The sequence below is a fragment of the Sphingobium algorifonticola genome, from assembly GCF_004005485.1.
GTDB lineage: Bacteria > Pseudomonadota > Alphaproteobacteria > Sphingomonadales > Sphingomonadaceae > Sphingobium > Sphingobium algorifonticola.
The window spans coordinates 42,499-63,021 of the sequence record NZ_RZUL01000008.1; the positions used below are offsets into that span (position 1 = coordinate 42,499).

The following is a 20,523-nucleotide window of genomic DNA, read 5'->3' on the forward strand; positions in this document are numbered from 1 at the left end:
CCCGCCGGCACATGCCTGGGGAAACGGCGCGGGACAGGCCCGCACCGCGTTCATGCGGCGGTTGCCGCACCAGGCTCAGGCGGCGGGCGGTTCGAGCAGCGGCGCGAGAACGGCCGAAGGCATTTGCGGTTGGTTGTGCGGCCAGTGCCGGGGCGCGCGGCCGAGCCTCGTCGCCGGGACCGGCGCCGCATAAGCGAGCCGGTCGACGAGCAGATGAACATGGGCGCTGGTTCCGTCCGATTCATGATCGGCATCGGGCGCATCGCTGTGGCTATGGCCATGCTCCGCATGATGATGGTCGGCCGCGACGACATGATCGTGGCTGATCGACGCCACCGGACCGCCGTGGGAGAAGGCCAGCGTCAGAACGAACAGCAAGGAAAGCAGCCGGACGATCAGCATGGCAGGGTCGGATGCGGCCTTTCTTTCCGGCGAGACGGGTCGGCACGAATCCTGTGATCCCGCCGAGGCTTCGGCCTTTATCTGCGAATTATTCGCAAAAGGAAAGCGCAAGCTCACGCGCCCGATGCGGGCCATCCACCGTTACGCGCAACGTCAGCTCCGCGCGACTGCTGCCGCTTGCTCATAGCGGCGATCGACGGCTTCCCAATCGAGGTTCTTGAACCAGGCGTCGATATAGCGTGCGGCTTGTGTGCCATAGTCCATGTGGAAGCTGTGCTCATACATATCGAGCGCCAGCAGCGGGACACCCGCCGCCGCGCCGTGCATATGATCCCAGGCCCAATGGGTGTGGAGCGAGCGGGTGTGGAGGTTGTAGGCAAGGATCGTCCAGCCCGATCCGCCCGCAAGGCTCATGCCGGTGCGGCGGAACTCGGCTTCCCATGTAGCGAACGACCCGAACGCGGCGGTAATCGCGTCGCGCACCGCGCCGCCGGCCTGGCCGTTGCCGCCCAGCCCGTCGAAATAGACCTCGTGCAGCACGACCGAGCCGGTGCGGTGCAGTTCCTCGCGCTTGAGGCCGCCATAGACGACCGGCGGCAGGTCGGGATCGGCGAGCGCGGCCGCCAGCCGGGTCTCGATCATGTTCAGCGTTCGCACCGAGCCGATATAGTTGTTCTCCCAATGCGATTTGACGAGCCGTTCCGAGAGCCCGTCGAGCCTAGCGGGATCGAATTTGAGCGGCTTGGGCTGATGCTGGCCGGCAAACGCCGGGGGCGGCGCTGCTCTGGTTTCCTGCGCTTCGACGCTGTCCATCGCTGCCATTGCCACTGCTCCTATTCCAAGGGCTTTCACCGCCGATCTGCGCGAAATATCCGTCACCGGGTTTCTCCGTTCATCTGAGGAGGACATAGGCCGCGCCGAGGCCGGCGCAGGCGAACAGCACCGGGATCATCCCGGCCTTGAACCGGAACACGGCGATCGCGGCGCCCGCCGCCAGCAGCAGCGCCGGGATGTTGAGCGAAGCCAGGACCGGCACGTCGAAGCGCGCGCCCGCGATCCCGACCTCGCGCACCTCGCCAAACAGCGTGTGGATGGCGAACCAGAGCGCGAGGTTGAGGATCACGCCGACCACGGCGGCCGTGATCGCACCGAGCGCGCCGGAGAGCGCCCTGTTGCCGCGCAGCGTCTCGACGAAGGGGGCACCCGCGAAAATCCACAGGAAGCAAGGCACGAACGTCACCCAGGTCGTGAGGATCGCCCCCAAGGTCGCGGCGACGAGCGGGTGCAAGGAGCCGGATTCGCGGAACGCCGCAAGGAAGCCGACGAACTGCGTCACCATGATGAGCGGACCCGGCGTGGACTCGGCCAGGCCCAGCCCGTCGAGCATTTCGCCGGGCTTGAGCCAGCCATAGGTATCGACCGCTTCCTGCGCGACATAGGCCAGCACCGCATAGGCGCCGCCGAAGGTCACGACCGCCATCTGGCTGAAGAAGGTCGCGATGCGCGAGAACACGTCATCGGGACCGAGCAGCGCGAGCATCGCCGCGACCGGCGCAAGCCAGAGGACAAGCAGCGCCGCCGTGATCTTGAGCGACCAGGCGAGGTTGGGGCGGGCATGGTCGGGCAGCCCCTCGCCGAGCGCGGTGTCGCGGTCATGGACCACATTGCCGCCCGCCGCGCCGTGCCCGCCGCCGCCCTTGAACGCCGACAAGCCGAGGCGTCCGCCGACATAACCGCCAAGCGCGGCCGCCAGCACGATCAGCGGAAAGGGTGCGTCGAGGAAAAAGATGGCGACGAAGGCGGCCGCCGCAACGCCGCGCATGACGTTGTTTCTGAGCGCGCGCGAGCCGACCCGGACCACCGCCTGGATCACCACCGCCAGCACCGCGGCCTTGAGGCCGAAGAACAGCCCCTCGACCAGCGGCGAAGCGCCAAGCAGCACATAGAGGAAGCTCAACGCCAGGATGGCGAGGAAGCCGGGCAGCACGAACAGCGCGCCCGCGACCAGCCCGCCCTTCGTCTTGTGGAGCAGCCAACCGATATAGGCGGCGAGCTGCTGCGCCTCGGGGCCGGGAAGCAACATGCAATAGTTGAGCGCGTGCAGGAACCGCTCCTCGCCGATCCAGCGTTTCTCATCGACCAGGATGCGGTGCATCACCGCGATCTGTCCCGCCGGACCGCCGAAGCTCAGCGATGCGATCCGCGCCCACACCTTGACGGCTTCACCAAAGGGGATGCCGTGATCGTGGGCTGTCTCTGACCGCTCCAGCGGATCGGTGACGGCGACGCTCACCGCTCGGCCTTCCGGCTGCTGAAATAGGCATGGAACTGGCCGAGCGCGTCGCCGCCGCGCGCGATCCGCTCCAGATCGTCGTCGGTGGACGCGCAGACGCCCGATAGCATGGCGCCCAGCCCGGCCGCCTCGGGCCGGTCGAACTTGCCGTCGCCGATGTCCAACTCGTGGATGATCTCCGAAATCGCCACCAGCGCCGCATCGCCGTCGAGCGCGGCGCGCTGCACCAGCGTCTCGAAGCTGCACCGACCGCCCTCATGGGTGAATTCGGCATCAACCATGTCGAAGCGCAGTTCGCCAGCCTCGGGCGTATAGCTCTTGCCGTCGATGAACTTGAAGCTGGCCTTCGGGTCGATGAAGCGCCGAATGAGCCAGGCGCAGGCGATACGGTCCACATGGACGCCGCGCCGCGTGACCCAGACGCGGTTCGCAAGGTCGGAGGGCGCCAGCTCGGGCGGTGCGTCCGTTCGGCTCACATCGGGATGGGCATAGCGCTGCTCGTCCAGCTCGCGCAGCGCCGCTTCGGCGCCCTGCCGCCCATGCGCGTCGAAGAAGTCGAGCCGGACGATCTCGGCAAGCCGCCGCTGGAGCTTGGCGATGTCCGCGCCGGAGGCCGGTCCCGTATCGAGCAGATTGCGCGCGGCCTGCGCCAGCTCGTCATAGTCGGCGTCGCGCGCGGCATCGAACAGCGCGCGCAGCTCGGCATCGCTCTGGCCCTCGATCAGCCGCGCGTCGATCAGCACGGCCTCGCCGCCGCTCGACGTGATCTCGGCGAGCAGGTCGCGGAAGGCGGTTTCCGTCTCCTCGCGGCGCGGCAGCACATGGACCGCGTTCTTGAGCGGCACGGCGCCCACCGCCTGCAAGCGGCGCCATATCTTCACGCGCAGATAGGGCGGTTTCGCCGGAAGCTGATGCAGCAGCGCGAGCCAGATGTCGGAGCCGGTTGTGTCGTTCATAGTGCATATGTATCATCGTAAGTGATTCTATGAAACATCTATATCCCATATCCGCAACCGCGCTGATTGCAGCCGTCGCGCAACCCGCTTGGGCGCAGCAGCCGCCAGCGCGTGCCGAGGCGCCCCCGCCCGACGATGGCCTCGCGTTCTCGGGTTCGATCCGCTTGCGCTACGAGGCGATCGACGGCCAGGCCCGGGCCGGGTTCAACACCAGCGACGAACTGGTAAACCTTCGCACCAATATTCTCGCCGAATACCGCAAAGGCGTTGTCCGCGTCGGGGTCGAGCTGTTCGACAGCCGCGTCTGGGGCGACGATGCGGGAACGCCGGTGACGACAAACGAAGTGAACGTGCTGGAGCCGGTCCAGGCTTATGTCGCGGCCAACTTCGACGGAGCCTTCGGCCGGGGCACGAAGCTTACGCTCACCGCCGGTCGCATGATGCTCAATCTGGGCTCGCGGCGGCTCGTGGCCGCGGACGATTATCGCAACACCACCAATGGCTATACCGGGCTTCGCGCCGACATCGCTGCACCGCAGGGGTGGAAGGCGACGCTCATCTACACGCTGCCGCCGATCCGTCTGCCTGACGACAATGAGGGCATCCGCGACGCCAGAGTGCGGCTTGATCGGGAGAGCTTCAACCTCGTGCTCTGGGGTGGTCAAGTCAGCAAGGCCAGAGTGATCGGACCGACAATGGGGGAACTGACCTATTTCCATCTCGGCGAGCGCGACGCGCCGGGTCGCCCGACTCGAGACCGCGCGCTTGACACCTTCGGCGGGAGAGTCATCGCCGAGCCGCGAAGCGGTGCGTTCGACTACGAGATCGAGGCACTCTATCAGACCGGCCATATCAGCGCGTCGCTGGCGCCGACGGCGGCCCGGCAGTCGGTCAGCGCGAGCTTCATCCATGCCGATGTCGGCTACAGCTTCGCTGGACGCTGGAGGCCGCGCCTCTCGGTCGAGTTCGATCGCGCCAGTGGAGACAAGCCTGGCGGACGCTTCGGCCGGTTCGACACGTTGTTCGGAATGCGACGTGCCGAGCTTGCGCCGGCCGGTCTCTACAACGCGGTCGGTCGCGCCAACATCGTGACGCCGGGCATCCGGCTTGAAGCAACGCCCAGCAAACGGCTTGACTGGTTCGCGGTCTATCGCGCGATATGGCTTGCCGCCAACGAAGACAGCTTCTCCACAACCGGCGTGCGCGACGCCTCGAGCAGATCGGGCGATTTTGCCGGCCACCAGATCGAGGCGCGCGTCCGCTACTGGATCGTGCCCGCGCGGCTCAGGTTCGAGTTCGACGGCCTGCTGCTTGCTAAAGGACGCTTCTTGCGAGACGCGCCCAATGCGCCGCCGAGACGATGGACGCGCTATGGCTCGTTCAATCTCACCGCGAGCTTCTGATCATTCAGTTGCCGATTCTGTCGGCGATTCATCTCCATAGCGCCTGCCTGGACAGACCACATTCTCGCTGCAATCTAGATCAACGACAGCTTCTCGGCTTGGCCAATCACCCGGCGGACACCTTCAGGCGACCACGCCAGTCCACGGCGCGGCGTTGGCTCTCGCAGATCGCGGGTCAGCCAGGATGCGATATCCCGCAGCGACGAATTCGGATGCGTCTTCAGCCGATCAGCGACGAGGCGCGCGACGCGCGTGTCAGGCGGCAGCCTTGGTGCCGGCTCGAGGATCGCTGCGTCGGCGTAGCCGGCCTTGACCAGCGTTCGGCAAGCTTTCACGAGCGTCCGCTCGCTAAACGAACGCACCGCCGGCGTAATGGCGCGGATTTGCCGCAAGACCAGCGCCCAGGGCAAGTGCGGCCGCAGGCGTGCTACCGTGGGCAACCACCGGTGCCGATCGTTGAGCAGTTCATTGAGATAGCGCTCCTTGAGGCTGTACCGGATGTCGGCGATCGCCGCCGGATCGCGAGAACGCATCTTCGGGTTTCCGGGCCGCGCGCCGCGCGCGACAGCTGCCTTGAGGCCTGCCCTGGTCCGTTCGCGGATCAGCGCCCGCTCAAACTCAGCGAAAGCGCCCAGCATCTGGGTCATCAGCATGCCTTGCGCGCTCGACGTGTCGATGGGATCGTGGATCGAGCGGAAATAGGCCCCCTTCCCCCGCAAGGTCTCGACGATCTCGAGCAGATGCGAGAGCGACCGGGCCAAGCGGTCGATCCGCACCACCAGCAGCGTGTCGCCGTGCCGCACGCGCTCGAGCGCTCGTGCAAGGTTCGGCCGATCGCGGCTGCCACCGCTCGCCTTGTCCTCGAGGATCACCGTGCAACCCTCGGCGCGCAAGGCACTGAGCTGCGCGGCGGTGTCCTGTTCGTCGGTCGAGACGCGCGCGTAGCCGATCAGGGCCATTTGTCACATTCCATATAACGGGGTCAAACGACCGGTTGCCCGCGTATGATATAAATTCCTCGCGGTCCTGGCCAGCGTTGAATGGTGCAGATCGGCCCGGCATGTTTGGCGCAGCAAGTGCGAGAAGCACGCAATTATGCGGGATTTGCGTCTGTGGCGGCAACCCAGTCCAGTGGTTTGATATCCGGAGTCCGGCGGTTTGGGATCATCCTGACTCGCTACGCCACGGGATAGGCTGGAGTCCGGTCGTATAGGGAAACCGACAGTAGCCCACCTTATAAAGAACGGTCAAATCTGCTTATGTGATAAGTGCAATTATCATATGTCCATTATTAAAGAGCAACAGCATGGTAGACGCTATAGCTATTTTGAGGATATTCTTATGCCATGCCCATGGCCATCCCAGACCTCTCAGAGCCAATCTGGACCTCCAGGCTAGTCGCCCGTCTGGAACGGGCGGCAGCGGCGATAGGCCGCCTCGATGCCCGTGTTTCTGCCAGTCCTGCCGCCGCACCGTGGCAGCGACGCGCCACCTGGACCGGCTATACCACGGCGCTGCGGGTGCAGGGCGCCGAGATTGACGAAATTGATATTTTCGGACGGGAATGCGCCGTCAATCTGCCCGGTCGCCGGCCGATGCCGACCAATCTGGACGATCGTGATGCGCTTCCAATTTGGCAGCGGCAATTGGCCCAGCGCGAATCCCGTTATTGGCGAGACGAACTCGCGATCTCAACGGACGTCCCAGAAGATTGGAGCAAGCGGCCAGCCCTCCTCCGCGCGCTTGAGATTACGGCCCGGCGCTCCCGCGCAGACAACACGATCACGCCGTGGCTTGCCGTCCCTGGGCTCCTGCGATCGATGAAGATCACCCAGGCCGTGCTGCCGTGCCTGACCATTGGCGACAAGGCGCTTCGCCTCTCGCCGCGCGACACGCAGGCCATCGTTCTGCGTAACCTCCTGTCGCTCACCGATCGGGCGGAAGAGGGGCTGGTGAGGCTCCAGGCGATCGAGGAAGACCGCTTACGCGCCGCCGCAGCCCTCCATGGCGCGCACCGTCCTGGCAAGCTCGTGGAGTTGCTCAGCCTTGTCCAGTTTGTCCCCGTCGTCAGTCCTCGGATGCTCGCCCGACGATTAGACGTGACGATCTCTGGTGCCGGCAAACTGCTTTCTCGCGCGGCAGAACTGGACCTTCTAGTGGAGGTGAGCGGTCGTCAGGCTTGGCGGACCTATATGACGCGCGATCTGGCTATCGCCTTCGGGTTTGTTGTCCGTCCGGTAGGGCGTCCCCCTGCCCCGCCCCAGGCGCTCCCAGATTTTGTACCCGCGCTCGCAGAGTTTGATCGTGAAATGGCCGAACTCGATTCGATGCTAGCTGGCCTCGGTATCGATGTCTCGGCTCACCACCACTGATTGAGTTGTAGCGGGGCGTGACCGCTCGATGTCACGCCTCCCGTTCTTGCGTCGGCCCACTTCAGGCCCAGTGCGCGTCAAGGACCTCGCGAATGGCCTTCTCGGCATCCTCCCGAGACGCCCCACCCTTATTGAGAAGTGTCAGGCGAATTCCCTTGCGATCATTGCCCTCGATGCGGAGCACAGCTTTCCCGGTCTCGCTCGAAACAATTTGCGCCATTCCTGACTTCTTGGGGGATCCTGACCTTTTGGGGGGATCGGCCGCCAGCGCCAATGCACGGACGATCTCCGGCACAGCCATGGGAGCGCCCTCCCCTCCCGATCGAGCACTGAGCGCGGCCGCTTCGGCAAATACGCGTTGGCGACGATCATCGGGCTTCAGAAGAGGCTTGATCGCCGTGACATGTTTGATCCGCAAATCCTGCGGATTGGGAAAGGCGACCATTAATTCCGCTGGTAGGCGTGCGAGATCGAGATAACGGCTCAACCAGCTTTCTGTGACGTTTATCCGCTCGGCCATGACCTTCTGGCGGCCCTCATAATAGGCATCAAGCGCACGGAGATAGTCGCGTGCCCGCTCCAGGTCGCTGAGGTCTTCGCGCGCCCTGTTCTCAATGTCCGCTACGCGAAACGCTTCCTCGTCCGACAATTCGCGAATGTCGATCAGGAAGCGGAAGTCAGGGTAATTGTGGCCGCGCAACCAGCTGATCGACCAATGACGGCGCGCGCCGCAGATTACCTCAAAATCATAATCGGGTTCGCCGCGCACACGACGGACGATCGCGGGCATCTCCTGGCGCCCTTGTGCCTTTATGCTCTCGATAAGATCGGCGCACCGCTCTTCGTTGAGCAAGGCATATTCCCGGTTATGCCCCGCCCACATCCGGCAACGCGCGGGATCCACCAGTTCATGGGTGCGGCTGACGACTGTCCCTGCCGCCAGTTCGGCCAATCGATTTTCCCTACCGGTGAGGACATTGGCGCCCAGCCCAGGCCGACGCGGCGCGGGAGCGCCGTCTTCGGGCGGATTGATGCCCGCTGCCAGCTCTGCTGCGAAACTCGCGTTTTTCCTGCTCATGAAGCCGTTCCTTTACCCGGAATTGCACCGGTGCAATTTTCCCAATTCACGCCAAACCTTCCTTGCGCAAACGGCTCAAATGGCTGGGCCACATCGCTCGAATATCCAGCTCGAGTTCGGCATTCACACCGTCGAGATAGGTGAGGCAGCGGTTGCGCACCGCACTGCTTGTCACCGGGCCGTCGAGTTCATAAACCGTCATAAGACGAGCCGTCGCATTGTCGATCTCAGCAGAATCCTTGAGCGGCGTGCGCACCATCGCGTGGCCAAAGAGCGTCCGCATCAAGGTGAGCAGCTCCTTCTGCATCGACTTGTTCTCGTCGACCTTGGAGGCAACAAAGCGCAGGAATTTTAGAGTCGGGGCAAAGCCGCGTTCGGCCAGCGTCTCGATCGTCTCATCAAGCATCGCCAGAAACGCCGCAGTCGAAGAAAAGTCCATGACGGTGGGAGGCACTGGCACGACGAGAGCATTCGCCGCGCGCAAAACCGATAAAGATATGGCACCAAGGGCTGGCGGTGGATCGAGGACGATGACATCGAACCGGTCGGCGATGCTGGCGATGCCCTGGGAAAGACGATCGATAAGCCCCCCCTGCCCTCGTGCCATTCGGGCGGCGATCTCATATTCCGACTGGAACAACCGCAAATTGGCAGGAATGAGTTCGAGACCATCAAAGTGCGTCTTGCGCAACGCATAGTCCAGTGACGTCATCTCCTCTTGGCGAAGAAATGGATAAAGCGTGTCGTCCTCGGTCAGGTCGAGATCCGGCACATAGCCGAACAGCGTCGTCGCGGAAGCCTGGCTATCGCAGTCGATCAACGCGACCCGATAGCCCTGGATGGCGAGATACTGAGCAAGATGCACCGACAGGGTTGATTTGCCGACACCTCCCTTGAAGTTCTGGACAGCAACGACACAGCACGGGTCGTCTGCTGCCCGCCAAGGTCTCGTGCCGAACAGGCCCCGCATATCATTGAGCTGCGCGAGCGTATAACCCACTCTACGATTATTCTCGGTTCGCGGGGGCGGCGGAAGACGGCCATCTTTTTCTGCGTCGCGGATTGCAGCTGGCGTTCGCCCGACCAAATCCGCAGCCTTGCCAATCGGAAAGGTCGGCTCCCGACGATCATCCGCTCGGGCGCTGCGCGCAGAATCGCGAAGGCGCTCCAGTACCGATGAGGTTCGCTGGGCAAGCGTCGCCACCGAAAGAAGATCATGGGTGTCGTCGATGTCTAGTGATGCTGCCACAGGGCGCCCCTTTTTGAAACTAGGGGTATAGTAGCCCTAGTTGCGCTTTTTCGTCAAACATAAGCGTTATTTCGAAAGTGATGCCTCGCTGCAAAGGCGAATAGGGACGTTGGGGCGATCAGTGGCCTCAAAAAAGCGACCCATCCTGACTCGTTGGGGGCGTGTGAAAATTGCACCGGTGCAATTCCCTCTATGGACGACCCCTTCGAGCCACGAAACTCTCGCAAAATCCGGTCCACGAGCTGAGCAATTTGGCACCCTTGAGCTTTGCCAGACGGTCGCCCATCTGCTGACGATAGGCGTCAGCTATGAGATCGATATCCCAACCGCCGCCATGTGATCGGGCAACCGCAGCCAGGGTCTCGGTATTGAACCGGATCGTTCCCTGGGGGAAGACGATCTCAGAGCTCTTCTCTGCTGCGGTCAGCCCGCTGATCGCCGCTTTCACGACTGATCCGACGTCAACCATCTCGGCGACCGACTCCACTGAACCCTCGCGCCGCGCCTTCCGTCCAGTCGCATGCCTCTCAATCTCATCGACGGTTGCGATCTGCGCGGGCGCATCCTTTGGCTCGAAGCGGAACTCGATCTCGGTCACCGTTCGGCCCTGCCGTATCTCCTTCCACTCAACGCGGAAGTGAGCCAGCTGATCAATTTCGGCCTTCGCTTTTTCAAGCACCTTGCGCCGCAGTTGCGCGAAATCCTTATACACGTCCGGCGATATGCCCAGCGCTGCGCGCAGCGCCGCCATATCGCCCTTCCAGGTCGATTGGCGACGATGGAGCCGCAGCGATCCAATCTCATAGAGCTTGAGCGCATAGCTCGATCGGAAGCCCAGCACCGCCTGCCTATTCAGGACAGCATAGCTCTCGGATTCCTGGATGAGCTTGCGCGCATCAGGCGTAAACTCCCATTCGATCCAACCCGCATCCGCGCCGTCTATATCTTCCGCCTCTTCGCGAGACGACGAGATCAGGGAAAAGCGCAGCGTCGCTTTCTTGCCGCGCCAGGACCGATCGTCGATCGCAAACAAGGTCCGGTGCAGTTCCTCCAACATTTCGGAGATACGTTCATTACCCTTATGGCCGCGGCGAATATCGGCCTTGCGCATCCGATGCGGCCGATCTTGCCAAGCATCGCCGCCTGCGGTCAGGATCATCAGCGCGAGCAATCGGGACGCCGTCAGGCTGAGCGATTGGCCTTTCACGAATTTGATCTCGACGATGCTGCCGGGTTTGGCGAATTCTTCGCCACCCTTCGCCTGCAAAGCCGCTGCGACACGCATAGCGCGGCCAGGCGCCGACTCGGCTTGCGCCTCTTGCGCTGCATCGGCGCTTAGATTTTCCGCATGTTCCATGTCATATAGGCCGAACGCATATTTAGCAGATTCGTCCGATTGCTGCCTGACCTGTCCTCGCTCGTCAAGTCAGGGCAGGCTAAAACACTTTCTGTAGCCCCCATCCGGTCAGGATAGAACTGTGTGGCATTCCCGCAAAAGCCCTTAGATTCTGCCGAGTCGCTATCCGATTCACGTTCTTCCCGTTTTCGGCTCGCTCACGCTCGATAAACGGGGCAGAATGACACCATTCCAGAGCGCTGGCGCGCCAAAGGCCATCGCCCCCAATCGGTCAGGATAGCCCCAATAGGTCAGCTATCTGCCCCCGACCGGTCAGGTTGACGCCCCCGCCGGGTCAGGCAAAGTCCCCCATGCGGTCAGGATAAACGCGACAGATCATTGAAATTGCAGACCTTTTCAGCACTGAATCTGAATCACTTAGAATCATGAATCCTTCCGCTGCGAGCAGCGGCGTTGTTTTAGAATGATTCTAAAAGACCAAGCACGCGATTCGCTGAGCCTTTAGCTCAGACAGCAGAACCGACTTCCCCCTAGCTAGGGGGATACCGCCAGACCGGTGTTCCACGATAGCATCCGGGTCTCGATGCTTGGCAGATATGCCCAGCGACGAGATCCTCGGCGACCCGATAGCAGCTGAACCACCGCTCATCGCCGCTGGGCTGACGCAGTGAGGAGGTCGTATGATCAATTTTGCCAAATTCGAAATTATCGGACGGATCGGTGAGATCGACGCCAAGCCGAAGGTCACGAACATCTCGGTATGCGCGAACTATCGCCGCCGCGCAGAAGGCGACCAGTGGATCGAGGATAGCTATTGGAACCGCGTCGTCATTTTCAGTGACGGCCAGCGCAAATATATCGATGAGAAGGCCCAGGTTGGCGATCTCGTGCGGATTGCCGGACGGCTCCGTGACACCTCCTACGAGCGCGATGGCACCACCCACTACACGACCGACCGGATCGTCGAAGAGTTCGGCGTGCTCGCGGCAAAGGTCGCATAGATCGTAGAACATCGCGCCGATCGGGCAAGAGGGGAGGGGGCATGCGCGGAGCGAACCTAAATCTTCGATAGGAGTTTCGCTTATGTCAGCCACCATCGACGCAGCGGTTCGCGCCAAGCAGATCGTCGAAAGCCTGGGCGGACGCTGGTCTGGATCACGCGGCGAGTGCCGCTGCCCCGCCCATGACGATCATTCCCCCAGTCTTTCGGTCCGCCTGGGCATCAAGGCGATCCTGTTCAAATGCTTTGCGGGATGCACATCGACCGATATCCTCAAGGCCCTGGATCGTCAGGGTTTGCACGATCGGGTGCCGGTTCACGTCGAACCACGCGCGCCGGCGCGCGATCTGAGCGGCTTGGCCAGGTCATTGTGGCAGCACAGTGTCCCCATCGCCGACACACCGGCTGAAGCCTATCTTCATGCCCGGGGCCTTTACGCGCCGACCTCCCACCTTCGCTTCAACCCACAGACCATCATAGGGAAGGGGAAGGATCGACGAAGCCTTCCCGCAATGATCGCGGCGGTGAGAAATGAGCTGGGCCTTGTCGCGGTCCACCGGACTTTTCTTGATCCCACCGACATTTTGCGGCGCCCCTTCCGCAAGCCCAAGCTGGCGCTGGGCCTGCTCGGTTCGGGCAGCGTGCGCTTTGGTGAGCCGGATGACGTTCTGGGCATCGCCGAAGGGATCGAAGATGCCCTGTCGGCCATCGACTGGTTTCAATTGCCGGTTTGGGCCGTGCTTGGTGCCGAGCGCTACGCCCATGTCGGCATACCGTCCCATGTGAAGCGCGTCATAGTTTTCGGTCAGCGCAACGAGGCGGCCAAGATCTGCCTGAAGAGGGCAGGGGAGCATCTCAGCGCCAACGGGCGAAGCGTCGAGGAGTGGCTCCCATCCGAGCATGACGACTGGAATGATGCTCTGCGCAATCGGCTTGCCCGCAACGCCGTTCCTCGCACCATGATCCAGACACACGCCCACTGAAGAGAGGAGAGGAGGCCTCCGGCTTGTTGATCCGGTGATGGGCACCGGACGATACGATGGAGGCCTACAATGCGCACCTCAGCCACTGCTCTCGAACTCGATTTCACCGAACCATCCATTACCGCCGCGAACGCCGTCCATGCTATGCTGCGCAAAGGCGACGGCGTGGACCGGCCTGGCCTGCTCCGGGCGATGGAAACCGCCTATGGATCAACCGCAGCCGATGGGCATTGGTCACTCCGCGATGCTTATGATGTGCTGGAGCTGGCCCAGGTCCTGCACCTCGCCACGCTCCACCTGCCGCAAGAGCCGGCTGATTGCCTTGCGGTCCTTACCGCGCTCACCGCATCCCTGCCGACGCATACTGTGCGCAGCGACGGACAGATCGCGCTCCAGCAATTTTCGACACCGGCCGCGATTGGCTATCTTGCCGCGCTCGCCGCTCGCATCACCGCTGCCGATACCGTCCTGGAGCCCTCCGCCGGCACCGGGCTTCTGGCCGTTTTCGCCGCGCGCGCTGGCGCCAAACTTGTCCTCAACGAGATCGATCCCGCGCGCGCTGACATGCTCCAGGCAGCATTCCCCACCGCACCGGTCAGTCGCCACGATGGCGAACTCATCAACGATCTGCTGCCGCTGTCGATCCGCCCGACCGCCGTGCTCATCAACCCGCCCTTTTCCCGCAGCATCGGTCGACATGCCGACCCGCTTGCCGCGTTCCGCCATTTGCGCTCCGCCCTGAAACGACTTGGTGCCGAGGGGCGCTGCGCAGCCATCCTTCCCGATCGCGTGGATACTTCGAGCCGTGCCTGGGCGAAAGCGACCGACGGCTGTGCAATCACGCTCCACGTCGAACTGCCCGCCAATGCCTATGCCAAACACGGCACCAGCCAGATCGTGAAGCTCATCGTTCTGGAAAAATGCTTCCAGGATGACGTCGCCATCGTTCGGTGCAGCTCACTCGCCGAAGCGCTCGCGACGATCTTGGCTTCCCCCGCCAGCGTTATGGAAACCCCGCGACTCTCCCCAGTGTGCCTCGCACCAACCCGTGCGCGCGCATCCCTGCTCGGCGGTCTCTCGAGCAGACCCCGGCTTTCGGCCCCGATCAGCAAGGCCGCCCAGTCTCTCAGCGCGATTGATATCGGTTACGACGTCTTTGCCGAACCCGTACCGACTGGCGAGGCGGTCGGTGTTTACTTGCCATACAGGCCGAGCCGCATCGCCATTCCCTGTGCATCCCCGCATCCGACCGCTCTAGTGGAATCGATCGCTATGGGCTCGATTACGGCACCGCGGCCGTCTTACGTTCCGAAGCTGCCGGCAAGTGTAGTCGACGACCGGGTGCTGTCTGACGCCCAGCTCGAAACGCTGATCTACGCAGGGGACGCTTTCGAGCGCGACATCTCCGGTCTGTTCAAGGCGGCCGAGGAAGGGTTGTCGCTCGCGCCGGACCAGGACGGTCGCCCTTACCGGACCGGATTCTTCCTTGGCGACGGCACCGGTGCCGGCAAGGGTCGTCAGGTTGCCGCCATCATTCTCGACCAGTGGCTACGCGGGCGCCGCAGGCACATATGGATTTCCAAGACCGAGACGCTGCTGGAAGATGCACGTCGCGACTGGACAGCGGTCGGCGGTCTCGCGCTCGACATCCAGCATCTCAACCAGTGGAAGCTGGGCACCCCGATCGGCGCCTCCGAGGGCGTGCTCTTCCTCACTTATGCGACGCTCCGCTCCAACCGGGGGGACAAGGGTACTCGCCTTCAGCAGATCCTCGACTGGGTCGGTGATGATTTCGACGGTATGATGGTGTTCGACGAGGCGCACGAAATGGCGGGTGTCGCCGGCGGCGAAGGCCGGTTCGGCACCAAGGACGGCTCCGATCAAGGCATCGCAGGCGTGCGTCTGCAAAACCTGCTGCCCCGCGCCCGCGTCCTCTACGTGTCCGCAACCGGCGCGTCGGACGTCAATAATCTCGCTTATGCTACCCGGCTTGGCCTGTGGGGTCCGACCACCGCCTTCGCCGATCGCCGCGCCTTCGTCGACAGTTTGCGGCGTGGCGGAATCGCGGCGATGGAATTGATCGCCCGCGACCTGAAGATGCAGGGCCTCTATGTTGCCAGGGCGCTCAGTTTCGCCGGTGTCGAATATGACATCCTCGAACATTGCCTCACGCCCGACCAGGTCGAGGTCTATGACGCCTACGCCGATGCGTGGGCGATCATCCACGCCAATTTGCGCACCGCGCTCGATGCCACCCGGGTGACGGACAGCTTTTCCAACGACACCTACAATAGCGGCGCGAAGGCAGCGGCACTGTCGATCTTCGAATCCACCAAGCAGCGGTTCTTCGGCCAGATCTTGATCGGCATGAAGCTGCCTTCGCTGATCCCGGCGATCCGCGCCGATCTGGCCCGGGGCGAGAGCGTCGTGATCCAGCTCGTCTCGACGTCCGAGGCGATGCTCAACCGGGCATTGGCCGCGCTGAACGCCGAGGACCGGGCGAATCTCGACATTGAGCTTTCACCCAAAGAGTTCGTCATGTCCTATCTCACGGCCGCCTTTCCCATCCGTCAGATGAAGACCTTCGTCGATGACACCGGCAAGACGCGGTCCGAGCCGATGTCCGACGAGGACGGGCGTCCCATCTTCAGCCAGGAAGCGCTCGAGATGCGCGACAATCTCGTCGAGCGGTTCTGCTCCCTGCCGATCGTGGGGTCCGCCCTTGATCATATCATCGGGCATTTCGGGACCGATGCCGTCGCCGAGGTGACGGGACGCAGCCGACGCATCGTCATCGACGCGCACGGTCGCCAGCGTATCGAGACCCGTTCGCCGCGAACAAACCTTGCCGAGACCGACGCCTTCATGCGGAACGAGAAGAAGATCCTGATCTTCTCCGATGCAGGCGGCACCGGGCGCAGTTATCACGCGAGTCTCACCGCCGAGAACCAGTCGCGCCGCAACCATTATCTGCTCGAGCCCGGTTGGCGCGCTGACGCGGCAATCCAGGGTCTCGGCCGCACCCATCGCACGCATCAGGCAACCGCGCCGCTGTTCCGTCCGGTTTCGACCGACTGCCGCGGCGAGCGACGCTTCATCTCGACGATCGCTCGCCGCCTCGACAGCCTTGGTGCCCTGACAAGGGGCCAGCGTCAGACAGGCGGCCAAGGTCTGTTCGACCCTCGGGACAATCTCGAAAGCAACTATGCCAAGGAATCCCTCGAAACATGGTTCCGCCTGCTTGCCGACGGCAAGCTGCGCTCGACCACGCTGGGCGAATTCCAGACCCTGACCGGACTTGAGCTGGAGGGCGAAGGCGGAGGGCTGAAGGAGGAGCTGCCGCCCATCCAGCGCTGGCTCAATCGTATTCTCGCGCTGCGCATCGCGCTGCAGAATGCGATCTTCGATGAATATCTTGGTCTGATCGAGGCCCGGATCGAGGCGGCGCGCGAAGCCGGCACGCTCGATCTCGGCGTTGAAAGCATCAATGCCGAACGCATCACGATCCTTGATCGCACGGTCATCCGGCGCGACCAGACCAGTGGCGCCGAAACCGAGATTCTGCGCCTCGAAACGGAGGAGCGCTACAAGCCGCTCCCGCTGGATCGCGCGCTGCGTATCCTGGGCGATGACGCGTGCCCGATCGTCAATCGCAAGTCCGGCAGGGCCGCGATCCGGTGCAGCACCTATTCGCTCACCGATGACGATGGTGAGATCGTTCGCCGCTACGAGCTGGTTCGGCCGACCCGTTCCGAGCGGATGCGGCAGGATTTGCTGCTCGAAACAATGTGGGAAGAGACCAGCGAGGAGGAATTTTCGGCGCTGTGGCAGGCCGAGGTAGAGGAGATGCGGGACAAGACCCGCACCAGCACGCTCTATCTGGTCGCGGGCCTGCTCCTGCCGGTCTGGGATCGCTTGCCCGACGATCATGTTCAGGTCTGGCGCCTGAACACCGATGACGGTCAGTCTTTCCTCGGCCGGATCGTTCCAGCACCGCTGGTATCGAAACTCGCGGACGCCTTCGGGATCAACGCCGCCATCACCGTGTCAGGCGACGATACCGCAAAGCATGTGATGACGACCGGCGAGATATCGTCCGTCGGAGCCTACCGGCTCAAACGCAGCCTGGTCGCCGGGCAGCAGCGCCTCGAACTGCTCGATTGGCCACACACGCGGCTTGCCGAACTCAAGGCGGCCGGCTGTTTCACTGACATCATTCAGCACAGAACGCGGATGTTCGTCCCAGTCGCGACTGCCGCTGCCGTCATCGAGCGCATCACCGCCTGACGATCCAGGGCCTCTCTCCGCGCTCAGCGCAGGAGAGGGGAGGGGGCCTTCGGCTTTGTGGGCCTGATGAGCAGGCTCGCGTGACCGTCGATGCGGCGCGCCAGTTCCAGATGGAGACAAAAGATGATCCAGTCCGTGAAGGTCAAGAACCTCTCGCTGTCGAAGGACAACGTCCGCAAATCGAGCCGTGAGGCCGGTATCGACGCCCTCGCCGCCAGCATCGCAACGCAAGGCTTGTTGCAGAACCTCATCGTTACCCCGCTCAAGAAAGCGGGTCATTTCACGGTCAAGGCAGGCGGGCGTCGGCTGCGCGCACTCCAGAGCCTGATCGATCAGGGCCGTCTGCCCGTCGACCATGTCGTGCCCGTCCTCGTCCTTACCGACGACGACAACTCGGTTGAGGCGAGCCTCACCGAGAATTTCCAGCGCGTTCCGATGAACCCGGCGGATGAAAGCACCGCGTTCAACTTCCTCATCCAGAAGGGAATGACCGCCGAGGACGTTGCCAAGCGACAGGGCGTTACCACCCGCTTCGTCGAGCAGCGGGTGCGGCTTGCCGAGCTTGCGCCGAGCGTGTTCCAGGCTCTCGCCGCCGGCGAAATCACCCTGGGTGTCGCCCAGGCCTATGCCGTGACGAGCGACATCGATCGCCAGGCTCGCGTCTTCGCACAGATGAGCACTTCCTATTACGGCGATCAGCCCGACAACATCCGGCGTGCGATCCTCAACGGCACAATCAGGGCGAACGATGCCAAAGCGCGGTTCATCGGTCGCGATGCCTATGTCGCTGCAGGCGGCCGCATCGAGGGTGATCTCTTTGCCGCCGAGGGGGACGAGAACTGGATCGACGTCGATCTTCTCGAAGATCTTGCCGGCAAAAAGCTGGAGGCGGCCGCAGCCGAACTCGCCCAGGCCGAGGGCCTCGCCTTCGTGACGCCGATCGCGGCCACCCACGTTCCCTATGATATCGAGCGTCAGCTTCATGAGTTTCACGCGCCCGCGCGACCGCTCAGCGAAGAGGAAAGCGCGCGTGTCGAAGCGCTTTCGGCCGAAAATGACCAACTCGTCGAGCAGCTTGAGGGCGAATTGACAGACGGGACGCCGGAAGCCGAGGTCGCGAACGATCGTCTCGACGAAATCGAACGGGAACTTGACAGCATCGACAAATCCCGTCGCGAGATCGATCCGGCGGTTCGGGCGCAGATTGGGACGTTTGTCTATATCGGCGGTGATGGCGAAGCCCGCGTTCACACCCGCATGTTCAGTGAGAAGCCCGTTGTCGATCCGAATGCTCCGCCCAAGGCGACGGGCGGTGGCAATGGTGACGACGGCACCGGCAACATCGACCATCGACCCAAACTCAGTGCTACGCTGATTGACGAGCTGGCGACCCAGCGCCGGCAGATACTTGTCGCCCACATCGCCAGCGATCCGGCGATGGCGCTGGACCTCACCATCTTCCTGATGGCGCAGAATGTCGTCTTCGAGCAGAACTACGTCCGCAACCACTCGACGCTTAAGTCCAGCGGCGCGCAATTCCCGATCTTCGGCTTCCGCGATGAAGGGTCGATGGCGTCGCAGACCATCGAGGATCAACGCCAGCGTCTCGATACGAGCTGGGCCGGTCACAAGACCATGACCGAGCGTTTCGACGCCTTTCGTGCGCTCGACGACGAGGCACGCGGCAGTTGGGTGGCCTTCTCGATCGCACGCACGCTGGAGCCAAGCCTGAATGTTGCAGAGGGCGGACGGTCCAACGGGTTCCACGACCATCTTGGCCGCGCGCTCGACATCCAGGTCGAGCATTGGTGGCGCCCCACGGCCGAAAACTTCTTCGGCCGCGTCAAAAAGGACGTCATGCTCGACGCGCTCGAGGACATTGGCGGGCCGATCCTGCGCGGGCGCTACAAGGATGCCAAGAAAGGCGACCTTGCCGCGACCTGCGCCTCGCTCTGCAACGGGCAGGGGATCGTCGAGGCCGAAATCCGCGAAAAAGCGGCGGCCTGGCTCCCGGATGCCATGCGCTTCGACGCCATCGAAAAGCCCGAGACCATCGCGCTGCGATCGACCTTCGTTGACGAAACCGAAGATGTCGATCCCGGCGAGGATGGCGATGACGAGTCGGACCTCGAAGACGCGACACATGACGGTCAGGAGGATTTGAGCGAGGCAGCATGACGCCCGCTTGCACGGTTCGAGGCGACTGGGGGCGGCACTCTTCGCGGAGTGCCGCCCCTCCTTTTGTGCCCGGACGGCGGCCTTTCAGAGGGGAGGGCGCTGCTCCGGGCTCGCCTCTACCAGATCAGGAGAACGTGCCGTGGCAAAGACCACCGATAGACCGTCGCCCGCCGACACCATCACAAACGCGATCATCGACAAACTCGAATCCGGCGTGCGCCCTTGGGTGAAGCCGTGGCGACCTGGCCTTGGCGGCCGTCCACTTCGCGCGACCGGTGACCCGTACAAGGGCATTAATTGCTTCTGGCTGTGGCTCTGCGCCGAAGGCGCGGGCTACCATTCGCGCACTTGGATGACCTACAAGCAGTCGCAGGCGCTGGGCGGCCAGGTGCGCGAAGGCGAGCGGTCGCAGATCGCCATCTTTTACAAATCCTACAGCAAGACCGTGGAGTCGCCCGTTACCGGCGACACCACCGACGAAATGCGCCGCGTGCTGCGATCCTACGCCGTCTTTAATGCGGATCAGATTGAGGGGTTGCCGGAGAAATTTTATCCCTGCCCCGTCAGCGTGGTCGCCCCCGACGACGCGCTGCCGGATCGCGCAGAGCGCTTTCTCGATGCCCTTCCGGCGAAGGTTCACCAGAGCGGCGATCGGGCCTTCTACGACCGCGTTGCCGACAGCATCACTATGCCGCCCGTCGAGTTGTTTTCCACCCGCGCGTATTTCGCCTCGACGTTAGCGCATGAGGCAGGGCATTGGACCGGCCATCCTGACCGGCTCAACCGAGAGTTCGGCAGGAAATTCGGCGACAACGCTTACGCTTTCGAGGAACTTTGCGCCTTATCTGGACAGTCTGCGCCGTCCGCAACATTGCATTAGGTCGGCGATGGACGTCCACGGTAGGCAGTAATCAGGCTGGCCGTAGCGCTGACCCAAGAGCTGGCGGAGGCCAGCCTGATTGCTG

The 20,523-nt window shown here is 63.1% G+C and carries 15 protein-coding genes; 7 read left to right on the forward strand and 8 right to left on the reverse strand.

Annotated features, from left to right (window positions below; all coding sequences use genetic code 11):
- Positions 1 to 75: 75 nt before the first annotated feature.
- The 4 genes from ENE74_RS15880 to ENE74_RS15895 all read right to left on the reverse strand — a co-directional run bounded on the left by ENE74_RS15880 (position 76) and on the right by ENE74_RS15895 (position 3,651).
- Entirely contained in the window at positions 76 to 402 is a 327-nt protein-coding gene (locus ENE74_RS15880) for a hypothetical protein (protein WP_127691894.1), read from the reverse strand.
- Between the two features lie 153 nt (positions 403 to 555).
- Positions 556 to 1,224, reverse strand: coding sequence for a superoxide dismutase (locus tag ENE74_RS15885; RefSeq protein WP_171010601.1), 669 nt, complete (start codon positions 1,222 to 1,224; stop codon positions 556 to 558).
- Positions 1,225 to 1,294: 70 nt separating this feature from the next.
- Complete coding sequence (gene chrA / locus ENE74_RS15890) at positions 1,295 to 2,695, reverse strand: chromate efflux transporter (protein WP_127691895.1); 1,401 nt, start codon at positions 2,693 to 2,695, stop codon at positions 1,295 to 1,297.
- Positions 2,692 to 3,651 (reverse strand): chromate resistance protein ChrB domain-containing protein, encoded by a 960-nt coding sequence (locus ENE74_RS15895; protein ID WP_127691896.1) that lies wholly within the window; start codon positions 3,649 to 3,651, stop codon positions 2,692 to 2,694. The genes chrA and ENE74_RS15895 overlap by 4 nt, the downstream gene beginning before the upstream one ends.
- Before the next feature lie 29 nt (positions 3,652 to 3,680).
- Between ENE74_RS15895 and ENE74_RS15900 the strand changes: the two genes are divergently transcribed.
- Positions 3,681 to 5,054: an alginate export family protein gene (locus ENE74_RS15900; RefSeq protein WP_127691897.1), complete on the forward strand. Its 1,374-nt coding sequence runs from the start codon at positions 3,681 to 3,683 to the stop codon at positions 5,052 to 5,054.
- Between the two features lie 74 nt (positions 5,055 to 5,128).
- On the opposite strand, the gene ENE74_RS15905 is transcribed toward ENE74_RS15900, so the two are convergent.
- Entirely contained in the window at positions 5,129 to 6,013 is an 885-nt protein-coding gene (locus ENE74_RS15905) for a recombinase family protein (protein ID WP_127691898.1), read from the reverse strand.
- 393 nt (positions 6,014 to 6,406) lie between these two features.
- On the opposite strand from ENE74_RS15905, the gene ENE74_RS15910 reads away from it, so the two are divergent.
- Positions 6,407 to 7,426: a hypothetical protein gene (locus ENE74_RS15910; RefSeq protein ID WP_241242054.1), complete on the forward strand. Its 1,020-nt coding sequence runs from the start codon at positions 6,407 to 6,409 to the stop codon at positions 7,424 to 7,426.
- 61 nt (positions 7,427 to 7,487) lie between these two features.
- Here the strand turns inward: ENE74_RS15910 and ENE74_RS15915 are convergent, their stop codons facing one another.
- From ENE74_RS15915 to ENE74_RS15925, 3 genes are all read right to left on the reverse strand, one after another.
- Positions 7,488 to 8,504 carry a ParB/RepB/Spo0J family partition protein gene (locus ENE74_RS15915; protein WP_088185005.1) on the reverse strand — a complete coding sequence of 339 codons (1,017 nt, stop codon included), beginning with the start codon at positions 8,502 to 8,504 and terminating at the stop codon, positions 7,488 to 7,490.
- A gap of 46 nt (positions 8,505 to 8,550) precedes the next feature.
- The gene (locus ENE74_RS15920) at positions 8,551 to 9,753 is read right to left on the reverse strand and encodes an AAA family ATPase (RefSeq protein WP_127691899.1); all 1,203 of its coding nucleotides are present in this window, start codon (positions 9,751 to 9,753) and stop codon (positions 8,551 to 8,553) included.
- Positions 9,754 to 9,943: 190 nt separating this feature from the next.
- Entirely contained in the window at positions 9,944 to 11,038 is a 1,095-nt protein-coding gene (locus ENE74_RS15925) for a replication initiation protein (protein WP_127691911.1), read from the reverse strand.
- 752 nt (positions 11,039 to 11,790) lie between these two features.
- Between ENE74_RS15925 and ENE74_RS15930 the strand changes: the two genes are divergently transcribed.
- The 5 genes from ENE74_RS15930 (at position 11,791) to ENE74_RS15950 (ending at position 20,438) form a co-directional block, all read left to right on the forward strand.
- A complete protein-coding gene (locus tag ENE74_RS15930) occupies positions 11,791 to 12,111 on the forward strand; it encodes a single-stranded DNA-binding protein (RefSeq protein WP_127691900.1) in 321 nt (106 codons plus the stop codon).
- Positions 12,112 to 12,193: 82 nt separating this feature from the next.
- Positions 12,194 to 13,093, forward strand: a complete 900-nt coding sequence (locus tag ENE74_RS15935; RefSeq protein WP_127691901.1) for a DUF7146 domain-containing protein — start codon at positions 12,194 to 12,196, stop codon at positions 13,091 to 13,093.
- A 69-nt stretch (positions 13,094 to 13,162) separates the two neighbouring features.
- On the forward strand, positions 13,163 to 17,380 hold the full coding sequence (locus ENE74_RS15940; RefSeq protein ID WP_127691902.1) for a strawberry notch-like NTP hydrolase domain-containing protein: 4,218 nt from the start codon (positions 13,163 to 13,165) through the stop codon (positions 17,378 to 17,380).
- A 123-nt stretch (positions 17,381 to 17,503) separates the two neighbouring features.
- A complete protein-coding gene (locus tag ENE74_RS15945) occupies positions 17,504 to 19,558 on the forward strand; it encodes a ParB/RepB/Spo0J family partition protein (RefSeq protein WP_127691903.1) in 2,055 nt (684 codons plus the stop codon).
- A 139-nt stretch (positions 19,559 to 19,697) separates the two neighbouring features.
- Positions 19,698 to 20,438: an ArdC family protein gene (locus ENE74_RS15950; RefSeq protein ID WP_127691904.1), complete on the forward strand. Its 741-nt coding sequence runs from the start codon at positions 19,698 to 19,700 to the stop codon at positions 20,436 to 20,438.
- Positions 20,439 to 20,523 lie beyond the last annotated feature (85 nt).

Coding starts and splice junctions, on each gene's coding strand:
- ENE74_RS15900 (WP_127691897.1), top strand. CDS start 3,681: ATGAAACATCTATATCCCATATCCGCAACCGCGCTGATTGCAGCCGTC.
- ENE74_RS15940 (WP_127691902.1), top strand. CDS start 13,163: ATGCGCACCTCAGCCACTGCTCTCGAACTCGATTTCACCGAACCATCC.
- ENE74_RS15910 (WP_241242054.1), top strand. CDS start 6,407: ATGGCCATCCCAGACCTCTCAGAGCCAATCTGGACCTCCAGGCTAGTC.
- ENE74_RS15885 (WP_171010601.1), bottom strand. CDS start 1,224: ATGGCAGCGATGGACAGCGTCGAAGCGCAGGAAACCAGAGCAGCGCCG.
- ENE74_RS15935 (WP_127691901.1), top strand. CDS start 12,194: ATGTCAGCCACCATCGACGCAGCGGTTCGCGCCAAGCAGATCGTCGAA.
- ENE74_RS15945 (WP_127691903.1), top strand. CDS start 17,504: ATGATCCAGTCCGTGAAGGTCAAGAACCTCTCGCTGTCGAAGGACAAC.
- ENE74_RS15925 (WP_127691911.1), bottom strand. CDS start 11,038: ATGCGTGTCGCAGCGGCTTTGCAGGCGAAGGGTGGCGAAGAATTCGCC.
- ENE74_RS15895 (WP_127691896.1), bottom strand. CDS start 3,651: ATGAACGACACAACCGGCTCCGACATCTGGCTCGCGCTGCTGCATCAG.
- ENE74_RS15880 (WP_127691894.1), bottom strand. CDS start 402: ATGCTGATCGTCCGGCTGCTTTCCTTGCTGTTCGTTCTGACGCTGGCC.
- ENE74_RS15930 (WP_127691900.1), top strand. CDS start 11,791: ATGATCAATTTTGCCAAATTCGAAATTATCGGACGGATCGGTGAGATC.
- ENE74_RS15905 (WP_127691898.1), bottom strand. CDS start 6,013: ATGGCCCTGATCGGCTACGCGCGCGTCTCGACCGACGAACAGGACACC.
- ENE74_RS15915 (WP_088185005.1), bottom strand. CDS start 8,504: ATGAGCAGGAAAAACGCGAGTTTCGCAGCAGAGCTGGCAGCGGGCATC.